Raw genomic sequence first — 17,639 nt, 5'->3', positions numbered from 1 at the left:
ATGATTCATGCTAGTGCTTAATTTCATTCTATTTCAAATTGCATGGTTTGCCTGTGTATTGGGGACTGCTAATGCGATGCCATGGTTAGGTGTTTTGATCACAGCGGTTATATTAACTTGGCATTTATGCAAGTCTAAAAACGTGAAAAATGAACTGAAGCTACTAATGTACACAGTAGTGATTGGTGCATTTTTAGATCAAGCCTTACTTTCATTTAACCTAGTCAATTACCTACATCATGGTTGGCATCAATCTATCGTACCTGTATGGATTTTAGCCCTTTGGCTAGCGTTTGGGACTACCTTGAATATGAGTCTTGCATGGATGCAAAAACGATATTACGTAAGCATCATTTTTGGCATGATTGGTGGTCCATTAGCTTATCTTGCCGCTGAAAAATTAGGTGCAGTAACAATCACTGGTCAATTATCTTTTGTTGTATTGGCTATTGGCTGGGCTACTATCACTCCCACCCTACTTTATATTGCTCGTCGTGTGAATACTATTAAGAGGTGATGAGATGCCGATGATATTGGATCTATATTTAAACGGGTTGTGGGCAATGCTTGGGTTTGGCTTAATTGGCTGGATATTAAGTGTTTACAGGAATAACGTGACACATGTCGATAGCATGTGGAGTTTGTTTTTTCTCGTCGCGGGTTTCGCTTACATTGAGTCGTTCAGCACGATAAGTGACCGAGGCATACTTATTTCATCTTTAGTAGCCATTTGGGCGTTACGTTTATGCATTTATTTAACGTGGCGAAACTGGGGGCCGCATGAAGACCATCGCTACGCTGCAATACGTAAAAACAATGCGCCGCATTTCAAATGGAGCAGCATCTATATCGTGTTTGGCCTACAAGCCGTATTGGCTTGGATTATTTCATTACCAATTTTAGGCGGAGTCACTTCTACCACACCTTTAAATATTATCGACATCCTGGGTATGCTAATTGCCGTCTTTGGCATTATTTTGGAGTCAATTGCAGATTGGCAACTGAGCAGATTTAAACATCACGCCCCTAACAAATATAAAGTGCTTGATACTGGAGTTTGGCGCTATTCTCGACATCCAAATTACTTTGGCGAATGTTGTGTATGGTGGGGATTATTCCTTATTGCGCTAGCCAGTGGTGCTTGGTGGTCACTTCCCTCAGTGATATTGATGACACTATTGTTGCTCAAAGTAAGTGGCGTGGCGCTATTAGAAAAAGATATTGCAGAGCGCCGTCCTGAATATCTCCAATACATCAAAACCACCAATGCATTTATCCCTGGTAAACGTAAAAGTTAATATTTTGTATCAATCCATTTTGCGAACTAAAAATCAATGAAGCCATCATATTTACTATGCAGTAAGGCTATATTGACAGCGCTAATCGCATTAGCCTCAAACAGCATTTACGCCAAAGAGTGGGCATTTGACGTCTATCTGGATAAATCAAAAATCGGTGAACACATATTCACATTAAGTGAAGATAAAACGCTCACTAGCCGTGCAAAATTTAATGTAAAAGTACTATTTATTAATGCGTACCAATACGACCATCAAGCCATAGAAACTTGGGATAACAATTGTTTAAAAAGTTTAGAAGCAGATACCTTAGAAAATAAAACCAAGACTATCGTTAGAGGGTTGCGCCGATCCAATCATTTTGAAGTGGGTAATGGAAAGAATACACAAAACCTACCTATTTGTACGATGACGTTTGCTTATTGGAACCAAAAAATCTTAGCGCAATCCAATCTGCTTAATCCACAAAATGCCGAGTTTTTAGATGTTTCAATCAAAAAAATTGGGGCAGAGGTATTAGATGTAAAAGGTAAAGCAACAGAAACTCTTCACTATAAGCTCAATGCCAGTTTGCATGGAAAGCCAAAATTAAACATTGAGTTATGGTACACAGCAGATCATCAGGAATGGGTTGGGTTGAAATCAATTACCCCTGAAGGTTATAACATTTACTATAAATTAAAATGACTTACACCATGATCAACATTAGCAAAAGGCTAGTCATTATGTCGTTACTCACCAGCATATTATCTGCCTGTGCGGGTAAGCAGCTCACCCCTATTACTACCGCAACGCAAGTGGATTTACCTAAATTCATGGGAGATTGGTATGTCATTGCTGCGATTCCAACAGCGATTGAGACTGAGTCTTACAACGCGATTGAAAGCTACAAACTTGATGACGATGGCACGATTGCCACTACGTTTACGTTTAACAAAGGTAGCTTAAATGGACAAAAGAAAACCTATGAGCCTAGAGGTTTTGTTACCAAAGACTCAGGGAATGCCCAATGGGGTATGCAATTTATATGGCCTATTAAAGCCGAATACCTAATCGCTTACCTTGACGAGAACTACACCCAAACCGTGATTGCACGTAATGCCAGGGATTATGTGTGGATTATGGCTAGGTCACCTAAGATCAGTGAAGATGACTACAAAAAACTAACAGGATTTGTCAGCGACTTGGGTTACGACATGAGTAAGCTTCGTAAAGTCCCTCATCACAATTAACTCACTCAAGCACTAAGAGATATCAACAAATACCGCATAAACACTATATAAACACTATGTTTAAAAAATTACTTTCTTGGTTTGATAATCACTCGGTTCAACTTCATGCGCATCGTAATGTAGGTAAAAACCAATGGCTAAGCATTGATTGGCTCCGTGTCATCCCCTTTATCTTGATTCATATTGCATGCTTGGCTGTGTTTTGGGTAGGCGTAAGCTGGTTTGCATTAAGCTTTGCCATTGGGTTTTACCTGATTAGAATGTTCGCAATTACCGCTTTTTATCATCGCTACTTTTCACACAAAGCATTTCGTACCACTCGCGTTTTTCAATTTATTCTGGCACTGGTTGGTGCAACCGCAGTACAGCGAGGCCCTATCTGGTGGGCATCCCATCATCGGCACCACCATTTGTACTCTGATGAATCAGAAGACGCGCACTCTCCTGTGCAACATGGATTTTTATGGAGCCATATCGGATGGTTTTTATCATCCCAGCACTTTACAGCACAGGTTGAAAACGTAAAGGAGTTATCTAAATACATAGAACTTAGGCTTTTAGATCGTTTTGACGCGATCATTCCAGTATTACTGGCAGTCGGTATCTACGCGCTAGGCAATGGTCTAGAAAGTACCTATCCAGATTTAAATACAAATGGGCTGCAGTTACTGGTCTGGGGGTTTGCCATTTCAACCGTGGTGCTTTACCACGCAACGTTTACCGTTAACTCACTGGCACACGTATGGGGTAAGCGCCGTTATGCCACAACTGACCAAAGCAGAAATAACTTTTGGATTGCACTAGCGACACTAGGTGAAGGCTGGCATAACAATCACCACCACTACCCTGGTTCTGCCAAACAAGGATTTTACTGGTGGGAAGTAGACTTCACCTACTACGGCTTAAAAATACTGGCGATGTGTGGGCTAATTTGGGATTTACGCACAGTGCCTGTATCAATAAGAGAGTCTCGTAAAATTAAACAGCAATCTAAGCAAATAGCTTAAAAAATAATGCGGCTTGTCATTTAGATACCTTTGAAAGACTTCAGTTTGAAAATTGCGATTATTGGAAGTGGCATTGCAGGCAATACGATTGCACATCATCTGCATACAAAACATGACATCACCATATTTGAGGCAGAAGGCCATATTGGCGGCCATACTCACACGCATCAAGTACAGCATGAAGGTAAAACAATCAATGTAGACACAGGCTTTATTGTATTTAACGACCGTACCTACCCAAACTTTATCAGTTTATTGAATGAGTTAAATGTCGCGTGGCAACCTAGTAGCATGAGCTTTAGTGTACGTTGTGAGAGCACAGGCTTAGAATATAACGGCACTAGCCTGAACAGCCTGTTTGCACAACGTATCAATCTATTCAAACCTTCGTTTCATCGCATGATTCGTGACATTCTGCGGTTTAATCAATCATCATTGGAACTACTGGCAGATGGAAATGAAATAAAACTTGGTGACTACTTAAGACAAGGCAAGTATAGCCAACAATTTATAGATCAGTATATTGTGCCGATGGGTGCTGCTATCTGGTCAACAGATGCAAAACAAATGCTTTCGTTTCCGGCGCGTTTTTTTGTGCGTTTTTTTCATCATCATGGCATGCTAACCGTTAACAATAGACCTGAATGGCGCACTATTTCAGATGGGTCAGCCAGTTATGTCCATGCGTTAACGGCACCGTTTAAACATAAAATCAGGCTCAACACACCAATAGAAAGTGTGCGCCGCTTAAAAACATCTGTGCGTGTAAAACCAGTGAACGGCGAAGAAGAAAAGTTTGATTTTGTTTTCTTTGCATGTCATAGCGATCAAGCACTGAACATGCTGCAAGATAAAACAACAGCAGAAGCACAAATACTTGGCGCAATCCCTTATCAAGAGAACACCATATTTTTACACCATGACATCAGCCTTTTGCCCAAAAGAAAACTTGCATGGGCAGCGTGGAATTATCACGTCACTACCCCAGCATCAAGCAAGGTAGCCGTGACTTATAACATGAACATACTGCAAAACTTACAAACGATCGAGCCACTATTGGTGACACTCAACCATACCCATGGTATTCATCCAGAAAAAGTGATTAAACGCTTAATCTATATGCACCCTGTCTACACCCTAGCTGGTGCCGCTGCGCAGGCAAGACACAGTGAGATAAGTGGTATAAACCGCACTGCTTATGCAGGTGCTTATTGGCGAAATGGTTTTCATGAAGATGGGGTTGTCAGCGCACTAGAAGCACTCAAACATTTTGAGCAATACTTAAATGCCGCAAAATAAATTATCTAGCAACGCTATTTATCAAGGCTGGGTATCGCATCAGCGTTTTAAACCCAAAGCACATGGATTTCGCTATCAAGTCTTTATGATGTTTCTAAATTTAGATGAGCTGCCAACAATGTTTAACAACCGTATTTTTTGGTCTTTTGAATCTAAAAATATTGCATGGTTTAAACGTGCCGACTATTTTGGGGATCCAGCAAAACCCCTAAAAGATGAAATCAGCCAATTGGTTGAGGTCAACACAGGGAAAAAGCCATCTGGACCAATTTGCATGCTCACCAATATGCGTTATTTTGGTTATTGTTTTAACCCCGTCACCTTTTATTACTGTTTTGAAGATGACGGAGAAACATTACAGGCAATCGTAAGCCACATTACCAATACGCCTTGGAATGAGTCATTTGCTTATGTGCATGATTACTCAAAAAACAGAACTATAAAATTTACAAATAATGGCGAACTTTCTATTTTTAAGTTTAGTAAAGCATTCCATGTGTCGCCATTTATGCCGATGAATATTGATTACGACTGGGCATTTCAACTAGACCAAGAACAATTGCATATACACATGAAAAATCTTCAAAACGAGCAGCTAATCTTCAATGCGACACTGTCACTACATCGAACAGAATTCAATCCATCCAAGCTCAATGCGCTACTCATCAAGTATCCTTTTATGACAATTAAAGTCGTGCTAGCAATTTATTGGAGCGCATTAAAACTGTGGCTAAAACGTGTACCGTTTTATTCACATCCGAACTCAACCACTAAACCTTGATGCACAAAAATACTCATGACGACACCAGCCCTGCAACAAGAAAAACTAACCAGCAATCTACGCCAAAAAAATCGTGCACGATGGGTAGCTGATTTAGCCAAACGTAAAATATTGCACCGATTAACACATTTGCACACAGGCTATTTAACACTGATTGATGGTGACGAAAAATATAGTTTTGGTCTAGCATCATCTGAATTACACGCTGTGATTAAAATTCATGACAGTCGGTTTTATGGTGAAATTGCGTTTGGTGGCAGCATCGGTGCTGGTGAAGCCTACATGCTCGGCTACTGGACCACAGATCACCTTACTGAATTAATCAGGATTATGTGCATCAACCAATCAGTGATGGATGCGCTAGAAGGCGGTTACCAATGGCTGACCAAGCCGATTCTGAAGGTATTACATTGGCTAAACAGCAATACGACGGAAGGTAGCCGTAAGAATATTGCAGCACATTACGACTTGGGCAATGAGTTATTTCAGTTGTTTTTAGACCCAACGATGATGTACTCCAGCGCGATATTTAACCACCAAACACAAACATTACAACAGGCATCTGAATTAAAACTAAAAACCATTTGCGATAAACTCGATTTAAAACCAACTGACCACGTGGTTGAAATTGGCACTGGCTGGGGTGGTTTTGCGATTTATGCGGCAAAACATTATGGTTGCAGAATCACGACGACGACTATCTCTAAGCAACAATATGCGCTAGCAAAAGTGCGCGTGGGGGGTGCTGGGCTTAGTGACAAAATCACATTATTACTTGAAGATTACCGCCATTTAGATGGTGAGTTCGATAAATTAGTGTCAATTGAAATGGTAGAGGCCGTAGGGCATCAGTTTTATGACACTTATTTTGCTAAGGTAGGTTCATTACTTAAACCTGATGGGCTCGCATTAATTCAGGCGATTACGATTGCTGACCAACGCTATGAAGTAGCTAAATCTTCAGTAGACTTTATTCAACGCTATATTTTCCCAGGCTCGTGCATCCCTTCTAACACTGCTATGCTTAATAGCATTACGCGGATGAGTGATATGAGATTAATTGATCTTGAAGATATTGGTCCACACTACGCAACTACGCTGGGGATGTGGCGGATGAATTTCTTTAAAAATATCAACCAAGTACGTGCATTAGGTTACTCAGAAGAATTCATCAAAATGTGGGAGTTCTATTTCTGCTACTGTGAAGGCGGCTTTATTGAGCGTGCATTGGGTGATGTACACATGCTGTTAGCTAAGCCAAATAACAAAAGAGATGCACTCACACCAAAAGACTAAATAGTAGTATTCAATTCTTCTAGTTACATTACTTATAGTTATCTAACATGTAGTTATCTGACTTACGCTACCTTTATGGTTTAAAATTGGGGTCAACTTGCTCGTACGCGATTTGGCCTCAATTTAACTCGATATTAAAACGCATGTCAGACAACAATAACGCTCATTTAAACCCCGTAGATAGCACAATGCGAGAGCAATTAGCATGGCGAGATGGCTTACCCTACTCCACCAAGTTTCAGGATGTGTATTTTTCTAGTGATAATGGCCTATTAGAAACTGAATATGTCTTTTTACAAGGCAACGATTTGCCAACACGCTGGCAACAGACTGATTTAAATCACTTTACCATTATTGAAACTGGGTTTGGCACTGGCTTAAACTTTTTATGTGCAGCTAGATTATGGTTAGCAAGCGCACCAAAGCATGCTGTATTGCATTTTGTTAGCGTAGAGAAATATCCACTTGAATTAAGTGATATCTCAACCGCGTTAGCGTTGTGGCCAGAACTCACTGACTTAAGCACGCCCCTGATTCATCAGTATGAAACATTGATGAATACAAAGGCGAATACATCATCTATTAGTCTTTACAATCATAGAGTTCAATTATCTGTATACACCGGCGATGCCACCGAACAATTAGCATGCATTTCTAACATCGCTGATGCATGGTTTCTGGATGGGTTCGCCCCTGCTAAGAATCCAGAGATGTGGCATAGCGGCTTGTTTTCAGAGATGGCAAAACACGCCCACCCCTCAACCACATTCGCAACATTTACCAGTGCGGGAGATGTAAGGCGAGGCTTAATCAATGCAGGTTTCAAGGTAAATAAGCGCGCAGGGTTTGGTAAAAAACGTGAAATGCTCTGTGGCGAGTTCATCGGTACCCAGCATGACTAATACAGCCATCGTGATCGGTGGTGGCATCGCTGGCTCTAGTAGCGCCTATGCACTGGCTAAACGCGGCATTAAAGTCACACTGATTGAGCGTAACGCAGAAGTTGCTAGTGCAGCCTCGGGCAATCCGCTCGCCATGTTATATCCACGCTTAAGTGGTGATGACTTAAGTAGCCAATTTGCACTGGATAGCTATTTATACAGCTTAGCATTTTATCAATCACTTAATCTGCCTGATGCTGATTTTTCTATGTGCGGCATGTTGCAACTTGGGTTTAATGCTAGAGAGCTATCGCGCATTAAAAAGGTGGCTGCGCACAATTACCCTGCGAGCGTGCTCCAGTATGTGTCGCATAATGAAGCTAGCACCATTGCTGGCATCTCGATTGACCATGACTCCTTATATTTCCCAACAGCGGCATGGATACAACCAAAAAACCTATGTAAGCATTTAACCCAGCACCCAAACATTACGATTATCAATACACAGCAAGTCATTCAGTTTGCTCAGAAAGCGTATGGCTTCGAGGTTTATAATCATCATCAGTTACTCGCAACTGCAGATGTATTGATTATTGCAACGGCTAACGATGCACAACAACTTTTACCTGATTTACCGCTACACACCAAAGCCGTACGCGGTCAGGTTAGCGTGCTTGACTCAACAAGTAATAGCCAGAAAATCAACACGATTATTTGTAGCGATGGCTACTTAAGCCCATCTGCTTATGCTGCACAATCTCATTGCTTAGGGGCTTCATTTTCTGACGCAGAGGCCATCTCTACCGAAGCGCCTGATTTAACAACGACACAGGCAGACCATATCTCCAACTTAAATAAACTCAACAACATCTCACCAGCGCTCTATCATGATTTGCAAGCAAGCCTGACAGGAGGACGCGTTTCTTACCGATGTACCACCAGCGACTACTGGCCGTTGGTAGGTGAATTAATCGATGGTGCTAACCTCACAAAAAATCCTGTAAGACCAAGTGCTTTACCTCAAGCACTACCGTGGCTATCTGGCTTGTACATCAATGCGGCACATGGCAGCAAAGGGTTCACCAGTGCCCCATTATGCGCAGAGCTACTCGCCAGTATGATTTGCCAACAGCCTTTACCCATTAGCAGTGATATAGCTTGCCAACTTAACCCCAATCGATTCTTACTCAAAGCATTAGGATTAAAGAAATTAGCAAAAACCATCGCCTCTCAGCATAAAATTTCAGGTTAAAATGAGCTTATGGCGCAATCTCATTATTTAGCAGCAGTACAACATCATCGTGTAGGCCAATTAGCAGAAGCAGAGTCACTTTACCAACAAGTGCTATCTATGCAACCCAAGCATGCTGACGCACACCATATGCTAGGCCTTGTGTACTATCAAACCAATCGAACTACGCTCGCAGTGACACATATTGAACAAGCGCTCACGATTAACCCTAAGCAGGTTGAATATTTAAACCACTACGGCTTGGCATTACGTGAAAACGGCCAAGTAGAAGCTGCGATTAAAAGCTTTCAACAAGCGATTTTATTACAGCCTAAAGACCTAGACATCCAACTTAACCTTGGCAACACAATGCTGGCCGCCAACAGGTTTGAAGAAGCCGCAGGCTACTATCGCCGTGTGTTAAGAGTGAAGCAAAAAGCCGACGATATACGTGAGGCGCTTTGCCACTGTTTATCGTCACTGGGCAATCAGGCACATACGCTTGGCAATTTCGTTCAAGCGGAAGCCTGCTTTCAAGAGGCTTTGCTATTTAATCCACAAGATGCAGCACTGCTGTATAACCTAGGCAACGCACAACGCGAACTAGGCAAAGCTAATGATGCTGCCAAGCAATACCAAAAAGCCATTCAGTTGGCACCGAATGATGCCGATACGCATAACAACTTAGGTAACGTACAGCGCGAATTAGGCCAGCTAGATTTAGCCGTAGCAAGTTATCAAAAAGCGCTCACACTCAACCCCAAGCTACACCATGCCAAAGTGCATCTGGTTCACCAAAAGCAGCATATGTGTGATTGGCAGGGGTTAGAAGATGATATTCAACAGATTCGCCAGTGGGTAAAGCATGAGCCAAGCGCACAAATATCACCATTCGCTTTTTTGGCGATGCCTTCTACCACGGCAGAAGAGCAAAAGATTTGCGCTAGCAACTGGGTCAACAATCGCTACGCGCAACTGATTCAACATGGAAAACAACTAAGCTTTACTCATGCAGTAGCCTCTAACAAAAAAATTAAAATAGGCTATTTATCTGCAGATTTCAGATTACACCCACTGGCTTTTCTGATTAGTGAACTCATCGAACTGCATGATAAAAACCAATTTGAAATTCACGCTTTTTCATATGGCATTAATGATAAAACTAGCGCTAGAACAAGGCTAGAAAAAGCCTTTGACCAATTCCATGATATTCGCACACTGTCTGAAATAGACGCAGCAAAGAAAATACATAGTGCTGGCATTGATATTTTGGTGGATTTAACTGGCTTTACGCAAACTAGCCGCAGTGGCATTGCAGCACTACGCCCAGCAAAAATCAACGTTAACTGGCTTGGTTTTCCAGGCACGATGGGTGAAGTTCATCACAACAATGAGCAAAGCACGCCTTTATTCGACTACCTTTTATCTGATAGTTTTATTACCCCGCCTACATCTGCTCAGCATTATGCAGAAAAGCTGGCCTTACTGCCGCACAGCTACCAGCCGAATGATCGTAAACGCCCGATAGGAAAAAAACCGACACGCGAAGCATGTAATCTGCCCGAAAATGCTTTTGTCTTCTGTAGTTTTAATCAATCATTCAAAATTACGCCAGATGTTTTTAGTGTGTGGATGCGCCTGCTCACAGCACAACCAAACAGTGTGTTGTGGTTGCTAGATTGCAACCCTTGGGCCAAACAAAACTTATTGCGCGAAGCTAACATCAGAGACATTGAAGCAGAACGCATTATTTTCGCACCTAGGGTTACCATCGCAGACCACCTCGCAAGGCATGCGCATGCCGATCTATTTTTAGATACTCAGCCCTACAACGCACACACCACTTGTAGCGATGCCTTATGGATGGGTGTGCCAGTATTAACATGCACAGGCGACACATTTGCATCACGTGTCGCAGGCAGTTTATTGCAAGCTGCAGGCTTAACACAACTCATCAGTGACTCACTGGAAGATTATGAAAACATAGCCATGAGTCTCATGCAAAATAAAGACACGCTCACGCGTATCAAAGAAAAATTATGCACTGAGAATATGACATCGCCTTTATTTGACACGGCTAAGTTTGCACAATCGCTTGAGGAAACCTATCGAACCATGATGGTGCATCATGCGATATAAGGCACATTGGCAAGCGACATAAAGCAGCACACAAGCTAATGCGTTCGATTAAAATTATGCTAAAGTCTTTTATGTACAACTGCATTAACCCATAAAAACAAACACATTTTAAAATGTTCAGGAAATAACCATGGCAGCAATTGACATCACCCCTGTATTGAAATTTATGCTGGACAAAGGTGGTTCAGATTTATTTTTTAGCTCAGGGACCAGTATTCACATAGAAGTTGAAGGTGAAACCACCCCTATCAACGCTCAAATCATGCAGCCTGGCATGATTAAAGAAATTGCTTACTCACTGATGAGTGCAGATCAAATCAAAGAATTTGAATCAGAACTAGAGGCTAACTTTGCGCTAGGGAAGAAAGACATTGGGCGATTCAGGGTCAATGTGTTTAAACAACGCGGTGAAGTGGGCATGGTGATTCGCCATATTAAAACTGAAATACCATCCCTAGAAAGCCTAGGGCTACCACCTGTGCTGAAGGATCTAATCACGCGCAAACGTGGACTTATTCTAGTCGTTGGTGCAACTGGCTCTGGTAAATCCACTACATTAGCATCCATGATTGACTTCCGAAATGAAACAAGCAATGGACATATTCTTACGCTTGAAGACCCTATTGAGTTTATTCACCCACATAAAAAATCAGTAGTAGACCAACGCGAAATTGGCATTGACACATTATCATTCGAAAATGGCCTTAAAAATGCGATGCGCCAAGCGCCTGATGTTATTTTGATTGGCGAAGTACGCGATATGGACGGCATGAAAAATGCACTCGCCTATGCCGAAACTGGCCATTTATGTTTAGCCACATTGCACGCTAATAATGCAAATCAGGCATTAGAACGCGTCATCTCATTTTTCCCAGAAGATGGCAGAAATGGCTTACTACTAGGCATGTCCATGAATCTCGTTGCAATCATATCGCAGCGCTTGATTCCAGGTAAGCAAAGTAAGCGTGTTGCTGCAACAGAAGTCTTGATTAACACACCATACATGGGTGAGTTAATTCAGAAACAAAAAATGGGTGAGATCAAGGAAATTATGGGTGAACATGTCGACATTGGCATGCATACCTTCGATCAATCCTTATTTAAACTATATGCCAATGGCAAAGTCGAGGAAGAGGATGCATTAGCTTATGCGGACTCCCGTAACGATTTATCACTAAAAATACGCTTTGCAGCCGAAGGCACACGCAACGGCAATGGTGGCATAGGACTTTAATCCCCATACGCCATATTCACAATTAACATAGTCAGTATCAAATGAATGGTGATCAAATTAAGATAGCCATTTCAACTGCGTCATATCTCACTTACTGTTAACATTCATGCGCACCATTACGCATGAATGTTAACAGCGTGATTACAATCGCACTATTGCTGTTTTACCGGATCAAACGGATTACTCAGCATTTTCAATAAAAAATCCACATCCACACATTGAATAAACAGATTGCCTTCATTCGCCTTAATAATCCACTTAATTAAATTACCTCGTTTATCATTGGCTAGTGGCGTCGTGCTTATTTGTGTTTTGCTAATCTGTGCAACAGAATGCAACGCTCCCACAAGCAAGCCAACTTTATGTTCACCGCACATGATGACAATCACCTGACTGTTGCTATCAACAACGGAAGGCACACCGCTTAATAGATAGCTAAAATCATAAACCCAAACGTAATTGTTGCCCTTGCCCTCATGCTGCACTGCAATCACGCCCACTCGCTCTGAACGGCTACCTATCGATACTGAAGATATCTCTGACGCAGACAAGGCTTCTAAAACAATTTCAGCTTCCAATGCAAACAGTTTCTCATCCACAAAGAATGTTGCAAACTCAGGGTCAGTGGTCTGTGTAGAATCAGAGTGAATAATAGATGCTGAATCATTACCAGAGCTAAAGTGATTTCGCACCTCTCCAAATGCATCATAAACCACGGCAATCACGTCTTCCTTATATCCGTCAGTGACTTTAAACTCCCGATAGCCGTTAGATACACTACACCCAAGAATGCAGTAATGCCCATCACGCACCACAATACGAGAGGCACTTTTCCCATTAGGCAAACCGAGTAAATCTAGGTCAATATCTAATACAGAACCTACCGGACGAGAGGAATCGGTGCTGGATATAATCTTAGCCTGCCTATCAATATAAAATGCTTTAATCGATTGGTTCTCTGCAATACCGCCCAGCAACATGGCATTGAACTCAGGTGTCGCATCAAAAACAATCCCAATACCACCAACGACATCCCCTCCATCCGGCGACATAATGGCCGCATGATAAATATAGGTGGGATCATTTTTATACACTGAACTAGGCTCAAATGGCGACACATAATATTGCTGCTCATTACGCAGAGATAACACCTCAGCCAATGTGACATCATCAATGGTCGACCCGATGATTGAACCACTCTCATCTACTGGGTTAGTGCTAGCGATGATAACGCCATGTTTATCATAAACAAAAATACGTGTGTACACGGTATACAGTTGATTAATATAGTTCAATATCTCTGTGATACGCGAGACACTCGACACATCTACACGTCCAGAAGCAAGTGCAACTCTTAACTCAGGCGTCACGGCCCACCAGCGGCAGTCATCGGAGCGTTCGTATAAATTACGGTCTAGTAAATCCACCAACAAATGCGACATGAACTCCGAGTCTTGCAACCTTGAGGCAAGCACTGTCTCATAAAGGTCATTAATGGATTGTGCAAACAGTTCATTACTGCGTGTACCGGTTTCGCTAATCTGGTCTAATATGGTTTTAAGTTTAAATAGTTCACCGGTCTGCCCAACGGTCATCACCTGACCATTCCATACCACCCGTCGGATGGTCGAGGCAGCCGTCATTACCTCATAAAGTGGCGGGCAAAAAGACTGCGCATGCGATAACAACCCTCTGGCCACTTTTGCATCTAAAGACTTTAATGCGCTCGTTTCCTGCCCTGTAAATGCAATATCTACAGGCGTCATAACCTGACCCTGCCAGCCTTTTGGCCCCATGTAACCTTGGTAGCCATTCGCTTTGAAAGTTGCAACCAGATACTCCCGCCCGCCATATATCATTAGCCCTGATTTAGCGTCATGATTCACCGGCACCACTGCCCCAACAGGAATCCAGCGTGCATCACTGGTTTCGATGACCTGTTGATTTTGGTCTAACAGCAGCATCACCGAACGCAGACTAGGGTCACGATGGGAATGAAAAATACCCGCCATCTCTTCCACAAAGTTAAAACATAGGCACAACAGACCAATGACAGCACCAGTTTCAGGGTGCAGCATCCGTTTGGAATAAATCAGCGCTTTATTTTTATTAGGTCGTAAATCAGTATGACGATAAGTTTCCACATAGTCTTCAGAGTTTAACGTTTCGTGAATCAAAGAATCTAAACTGCCCTCAATTGGCGTTTCTTCGTTAATCTGCACCAAAACATTACCAGAAACATCCAACAAAATAATCTCGTCATACACCGTATATTTGCTGCGGTAAGCACGTAAACGCAAACGTATATCATCAACGCTGCCACCAACCCCTGCCACAAAACTACATAACTCACGGTCTGTGGCTAAAAACCCAACATCCGCTGTCCGTTCATAAAGGTTACGTACCAATATATCAATGACATACTTTGCCTTAGTGCCAATCTCGTTAAATACAGTCGCCACTTTCTCCTGCACCAAACTTAAGACCAACTCTTTTTCTAAACGATTAAACCCAGCACGGGTTTCAGCCATGGTAGGCAGTATACTTTTCGCCTCCACAGGACAGTTCATTTTTGCTGATGATTCAATAATTCTCCACATTAAATTGAGCTCATGCAAAGACTGTTCACAACGAACAACATCCCTCATGAAAGGTAGGTAATTATCGATTTGGAACGAAGAAATCTGATTCATTATTAACTCACAAACAGTGATTGATAGTTAGGCGCGTGACTTGCATAAGTATCAAGTAAGCAATATATGAGCCAATACAAAATATCAATCGAACAACACTTAATATTGATATAAGTTTTAGTCACTTACTCTATTGACTGTAGAAATTAAGATGGTGCACCATAACTAAGCATGCACTATTAGTGTGCAAAAACACCAAGATAGAGAAATTTAACATTGATAAGCATTTTCATTAGCGCCTTTTAAAAAGCAGAGCTTGAATGATTGAATACCAAAAAATGCGTTCAATAAAAACTGGCATAGTTAATGCTTAATCGATACAAGCATCAACTTTTGCATAATAAAAAATCAATGAAACTTGCATCATCACGACATCAATCTGGAACACCCATGGTCGCTTTTAAGAATGATAAGCACATGCATGATGCATTGATGCACAACCTTGAAGGAATGCTGTACTGCTGCCTGTATGACAAAGACTGGACCATGGTGTTTGTCAGTAATGGCTGCAAAGAGTTAACGGGCTACGACACCGATGACCTGCTTCATAATAAATACATTTCTTATGAAGCAATGACGTTTGAAGATGATAGAGCCATGGTGCGTAAAACCATCAAAAACGCGCTCCGTGAGGGTAATCGGTATGAAGTTGAATATAGGCTGAGCCATGCAGATGGCAGTGTTATTTGGGTGTTAGAACGTGGCAACCCAATTTACAACGATGCAGGCGTCGTCATCGCCCTAGAAGGTTATATCCAGAATATTGAAAAACGCAAAAATATTGAACAATCACTACTGGCAGCAGAACTCAAATACCGTTCAATTTTTGAAAATACCCTTGAGGGTATTTTTCAGACCACCGCTGACGGGCATTACCTGATTGTGAATCATTCACTGGCGCGGATGTACGGCTATAGCTCACCTCAAGAACTTATCCATGCGTTCAACAATATACAAGAACAACTATATGTAAAACCCGGTCGCCGTGAAGAGTTTGTACAATTACTTAAAGAAAACGATAGCGTAGAAAAGTTTGAATCACTAGTGTATCGGAAAGATAAAAGTACGATATGGATTTCTGAAAACGCACGGGTAGTACACGACGAGTCAGGCAACCTGCTCTACTACGAGGGAACCGTTGAAAACATCACTGCCCGTAAGAGCTACGAAGAAAAGCTAGAATATCAGGCGATGCATGACAGCTTAACTGGTTTACCCAATCGCAACATGCTCAATGATAGGTTACAGCTGTGCATCAATTTTGCAAATCGCTATAAGAACAAAATGGCGGTTGCATTTTTAGATTTAGACCAATTCAAGCTCATTAACGATAGTATGGGGCATGAAGTTGGTGATCAGCTGCTCATTATCATGGCCAAAAGATTATCCAGCGCAGTGCGAGAAATCGACACGGTGGTAAGGCTAGGCGGTGATGAGTTTGTCATACTACTTACCAATATTGATGACACCAATGATATTTTTCTGAGCATGCAGCGTGTACTTGAAGCCGTTGCTGTGCCAATGACCATTCACAATCTAGATTACTTAGTCACTTGTAGCATTGGTGTTAGCATCTACCCTGATGACGGACTTGATGCAAACGCACTGCTCCGCAATGCCGATACAGCCATGTACAAGGCTAAGAAAGCGGGTAGAAATAACTTCCAGATATACACCCAGGCGCTCAATGCCGCATTAACTGAGCGCGTCACATTAGAATATAATCTGCGCCAAGCCATTGAATCAGAAGAGTTTATACTGCATTACCAACCTAAAGTAAATTTTGCAACAGGTAAAATATGTGGCGCTGAAGCGTTAATTCGCTGGCAACCCGCAGGGGGGGAGTTAATATCGCCGCTTAAGTTTATCAACATTGCCGAAGAAACGGGTTTAATAGAAACGATTGGTGAATGGGTAATCGCCACGGCCTGCTATAAAGCCAAAGCCTTACAGGAAAAAACTGGCCAATACATTCCTATCGCAGTTAATGTTTCACCTCGACAATTCAGACAATCCAACCTAGCCAACACCATCAAAAAAATCTTAAGCGTTACGCAATTAGATCCCAGCTACCTCGAGCTAGAAATCACAGAAAATACACTGATAGATGATTCATCAAAATTTATAGAGACATTACATTCTCTCAAGAAAATTGGCGTAAAACTGGCAATTGATGATTTTGGTACTGGTTATTCCAGCTTGGCTTATTTAAAAGACTTTCCTATCGATAGACTGAAAATAGATAAAGTATTCGTAAGTAGTATTGAAGAAGACCCTGCAAATAAAGCAATACTGAAAGCCATCATCGTTTTAGGACAAAGCTTAGGCATAGAGGTGATAGCTGAAGGCGTAGAAACGCAATATCAGTATGATTACCTAAAGTCCATAGGCTGCGATGAACTGCAAGGCTATTATTACAGCAAGCCATTACCCGAGCAGCAGTTTGAACAGTTCTTGCTAACCCAGATAAACAGCTAAACACCTTGCACCCATAACAAACCCCACCATTTTCAACCACGCCACACCGCTCACAATAGCCAGCACATCA

The 17,639-nt window shown here is 41.9% G+C and carries 14 protein-coding genes; 13 read left to right on the top strand and 1 reads right to left on the bottom strand.

The features are described 5' to 3' along the window. The first annotated feature begins 7 nt into the window (after nt 1–7). The 12 genes from FG24_RS08700 to FG24_RS08645 all read left to right on the top strand — a co-directional run bounded on the left by FG24_RS08700 (nt 8) and on the right by FG24_RS08645 (nt 12,398). Nucleotides 8–517: a DUF2878 domain-containing protein gene (locus FG24_RS08700; RefSeq protein WP_036302613.1), complete on the top strand. Its 510-nt coding sequence runs from the start codon at nt 8–10 to the stop codon at nt 515–517. Nucleotides 518–521: 4 nt separating this feature from the next. After that, entirely contained in the window at nt 522–1,298 is a 777-nt protein-coding gene (locus FG24_RS08695) for a DUF1295 domain-containing protein (protein ID WP_081880966.1), read from the top strand. 72 nt (nt 1,299–1,370) lie between these two features. Next, nucleotides 1,371–1,985: a DUF6134 family protein gene (locus FG24_RS08690; RefSeq protein ID WP_369797031.1), complete on the top strand. Its 615-nt coding sequence runs from the start codon at nt 1,371–1,373 to the stop codon at nt 1,983–1,985. Nucleotides 1,986–2,023: 38 nt separating this feature from the next. Further along, nucleotides 2,024–2,530: a lipocalin family protein gene (locus FG24_RS08685; protein ID WP_200876885.1), complete on the top strand. Its 507-nt coding sequence runs from the start codon at nt 2,024–2,026 to the stop codon at nt 2,528–2,530. A gap of 56 nt (nt 2,531–2,586) precedes the next feature. After that, nucleotides 2,587–3,537: an acyl-CoA desaturase gene (locus FG24_RS08680; RefSeq protein WP_051901491.1), complete on the top strand. Its 951-nt coding sequence runs from the start codon at nt 2,587–2,589 to the stop codon at nt 3,535–3,537. Between the two features lie 45 nt (nt 3,538–3,582). Further along, a complete protein-coding gene (locus FG24_RS08675) occupies nt 3,583–4,836 on the top strand; it encodes an NAD(P)/FAD-dependent oxidoreductase (RefSeq protein WP_036302607.1) in 1,254 nt (417 codons plus the stop codon). Continuing rightward, complete coding sequence (locus tag FG24_RS08670) at nt 4,823–5,617, top strand: DUF1365 domain-containing protein (RefSeq protein WP_036302605.1); 795 nt, start codon at nt 4,823–4,825, stop codon at nt 5,615–5,617. The genes FG24_RS08675 and FG24_RS08670 overlap by 14 nt, the downstream gene beginning before the upstream one ends. Before the next feature lie 15 nt (nt 5,618–5,632). Beyond that, nucleotides 5,633–6,913, top strand: coding sequence for an SAM-dependent methyltransferase (locus FG24_RS08665; RefSeq protein WP_036302603.1), 1,281 nt, complete (start codon nt 5,633–5,635; stop codon nt 6,911–6,913). Between the two features lie 188 nt (nt 6,914–7,101). Beyond that, nucleotides 7,102–7,815 (top strand): tRNA (5-methylaminomethyl-2-thiouridine)(34)-methyltransferase MnmD, encoded by a 714-nt coding sequence (gene mnmD, locus FG24_RS08660; RefSeq protein ID WP_235189745.1) that lies wholly within the window; start codon nt 7,102–7,104, stop codon nt 7,813–7,815. Next, nucleotides 7,808–9,046 carry an FAD-dependent 5-carboxymethylaminomethyl-2-thiouridine(34) oxidoreductase MnmC gene (gene mnmC / locus FG24_RS08655; RefSeq protein WP_036302600.1) on the top strand — a complete coding sequence of 413 codons (1,239 nt, stop codon included), beginning with the start codon at nt 7,808–7,810 and terminating at the stop codon, nt 9,044–9,046. Before mnmD ends, mnmC begins: the two co-directional genes overlap by 8 nt. A 9-nt stretch (nt 9,047–9,055) precedes the next feature. Next, nucleotides 9,056–11,164: a tetratricopeptide repeat protein gene (locus FG24_RS08650; RefSeq protein WP_051901490.1), complete on the top strand. Its 2,109-nt coding sequence runs from the start codon at nt 9,056–9,058 to the stop codon at nt 11,162–11,164. 130 nt (nt 11,165–11,294) lie between these two features. Beyond that, entirely contained in the window at nt 11,295–12,398 is a 1,104-nt protein-coding gene (locus tag FG24_RS08645; protein ID WP_036302598.1) for a PilT/PilU family type 4a pilus ATPase, read from the top strand. Between the two features lie 152 nt (nt 12,399–12,550). Here FG24_RS08645 and FG24_RS08640 read toward each other — a convergent pair whose 3' ends face one another. Further along, complete coding sequence (locus tag FG24_RS08640) at nt 12,551–15,091, bottom strand: chemotaxis protein CheW (protein ID WP_036302596.1); 2,541 nt, start codon at nt 15,089–15,091, stop codon at nt 12,551–12,553. A 390-nt stretch (nt 15,092–15,481) separates the two neighbouring features. On the opposite strand from FG24_RS08640, the gene FG24_RS08635 reads away from it, so the two are divergent. Then, nucleotides 15,482–17,569, top strand: a complete 2,088-nt coding sequence (locus FG24_RS08635) for a bifunctional diguanylate cyclase/phosphodiesterase (RefSeq protein WP_051901585.1) — start codon at nt 15,482–15,484, stop codon at nt 17,567–17,569. Nucleotides 17,570–17,639 lie beyond the last annotated feature (70 nt).

The sequence above is a fragment of the Methylotenera sp. L2L1 genome (genome assembly GCF_000744605.1).
Classification (GTDB): Bacteria; Pseudomonadota; Gammaproteobacteria; order Burkholderiales; family Methylophilaceae; genus Methylotenera.
The sequence above is the reverse complement of the archived record's forward strand: the minus strand, read 5'-3'. Positions and strand labels throughout refer to the sequence as shown.

Bases quoted from the DNA above. Each gene is read 5' to 3' on its own strand.
- FG24_RS08640 (WP_036302596.1), bottom strand. From the start codon at position 15,091: ATGAATCAGATTTCTTCGTTCCAAATCGATAATTACCTACCTTTCATG.
- mnmC (WP_036302600.1), top strand. From the start codon at position 7,808: ATGACTAATACAGCCATCGTGATCGGTGGTGGCATCGCTGGCTCTAGT.
- FG24_RS08665 (WP_036302603.1), top strand. From the start codon at position 5,633: ATGACGACACCAGCCCTGCAACAAGAAAAACTAACCAGCAATCTACGC.
- FG24_RS08680 (WP_051901491.1), top strand. From the start codon at position 2,587: ATGTTTAAAAAATTACTTTCTTGGTTTGATAATCACTCGGTTCAACTT.
- FG24_RS08635 (WP_051901585.1), top strand. From the start codon at position 15,482: ATGGTCGCTTTTAAGAATGATAAGCACATGCATGATGCATTGATGCAC.
- FG24_RS08650 (WP_051901490.1), top strand. From the start codon at position 9,056: ATGGCGCAATCTCATTATTTAGCAGCAGTACAACATCATCGTGTAGGC.
- FG24_RS08695 (WP_081880966.1), top strand. From the start codon at position 522: ATGCCGATGATATTGGATCTATATTTAAACGGGTTGTGGGCAATGCTT.
- FG24_RS08645 (WP_036302598.1), top strand. From the start codon at position 11,295: ATGGCAGCAATTGACATCACCCCTGTATTGAAATTTATGCTGGACAAA.
- FG24_RS08700 (WP_036302613.1), top strand. From the start codon at position 8: ATGCTAGTGCTTAATTTCATTCTATTTCAAATTGCATGGTTTGCCTGT.
- mnmD (WP_235189745.1), top strand. From the start codon at position 7,102: ATGCGAGAGCAATTAGCATGGCGAGATGGCTTACCCTACTCCACCAAG.
- FG24_RS08685 (WP_200876885.1), top strand. From the start codon at position 2,024: ATGTCGTTACTCACCAGCATATTATCTGCCTGTGCGGGTAAGCAGCTC.
- FG24_RS08670 (WP_036302605.1), top strand. From the start codon at position 4,823: ATGCCGCAAAATAAATTATCTAGCAACGCTATTTATCAAGGCTGGGTA.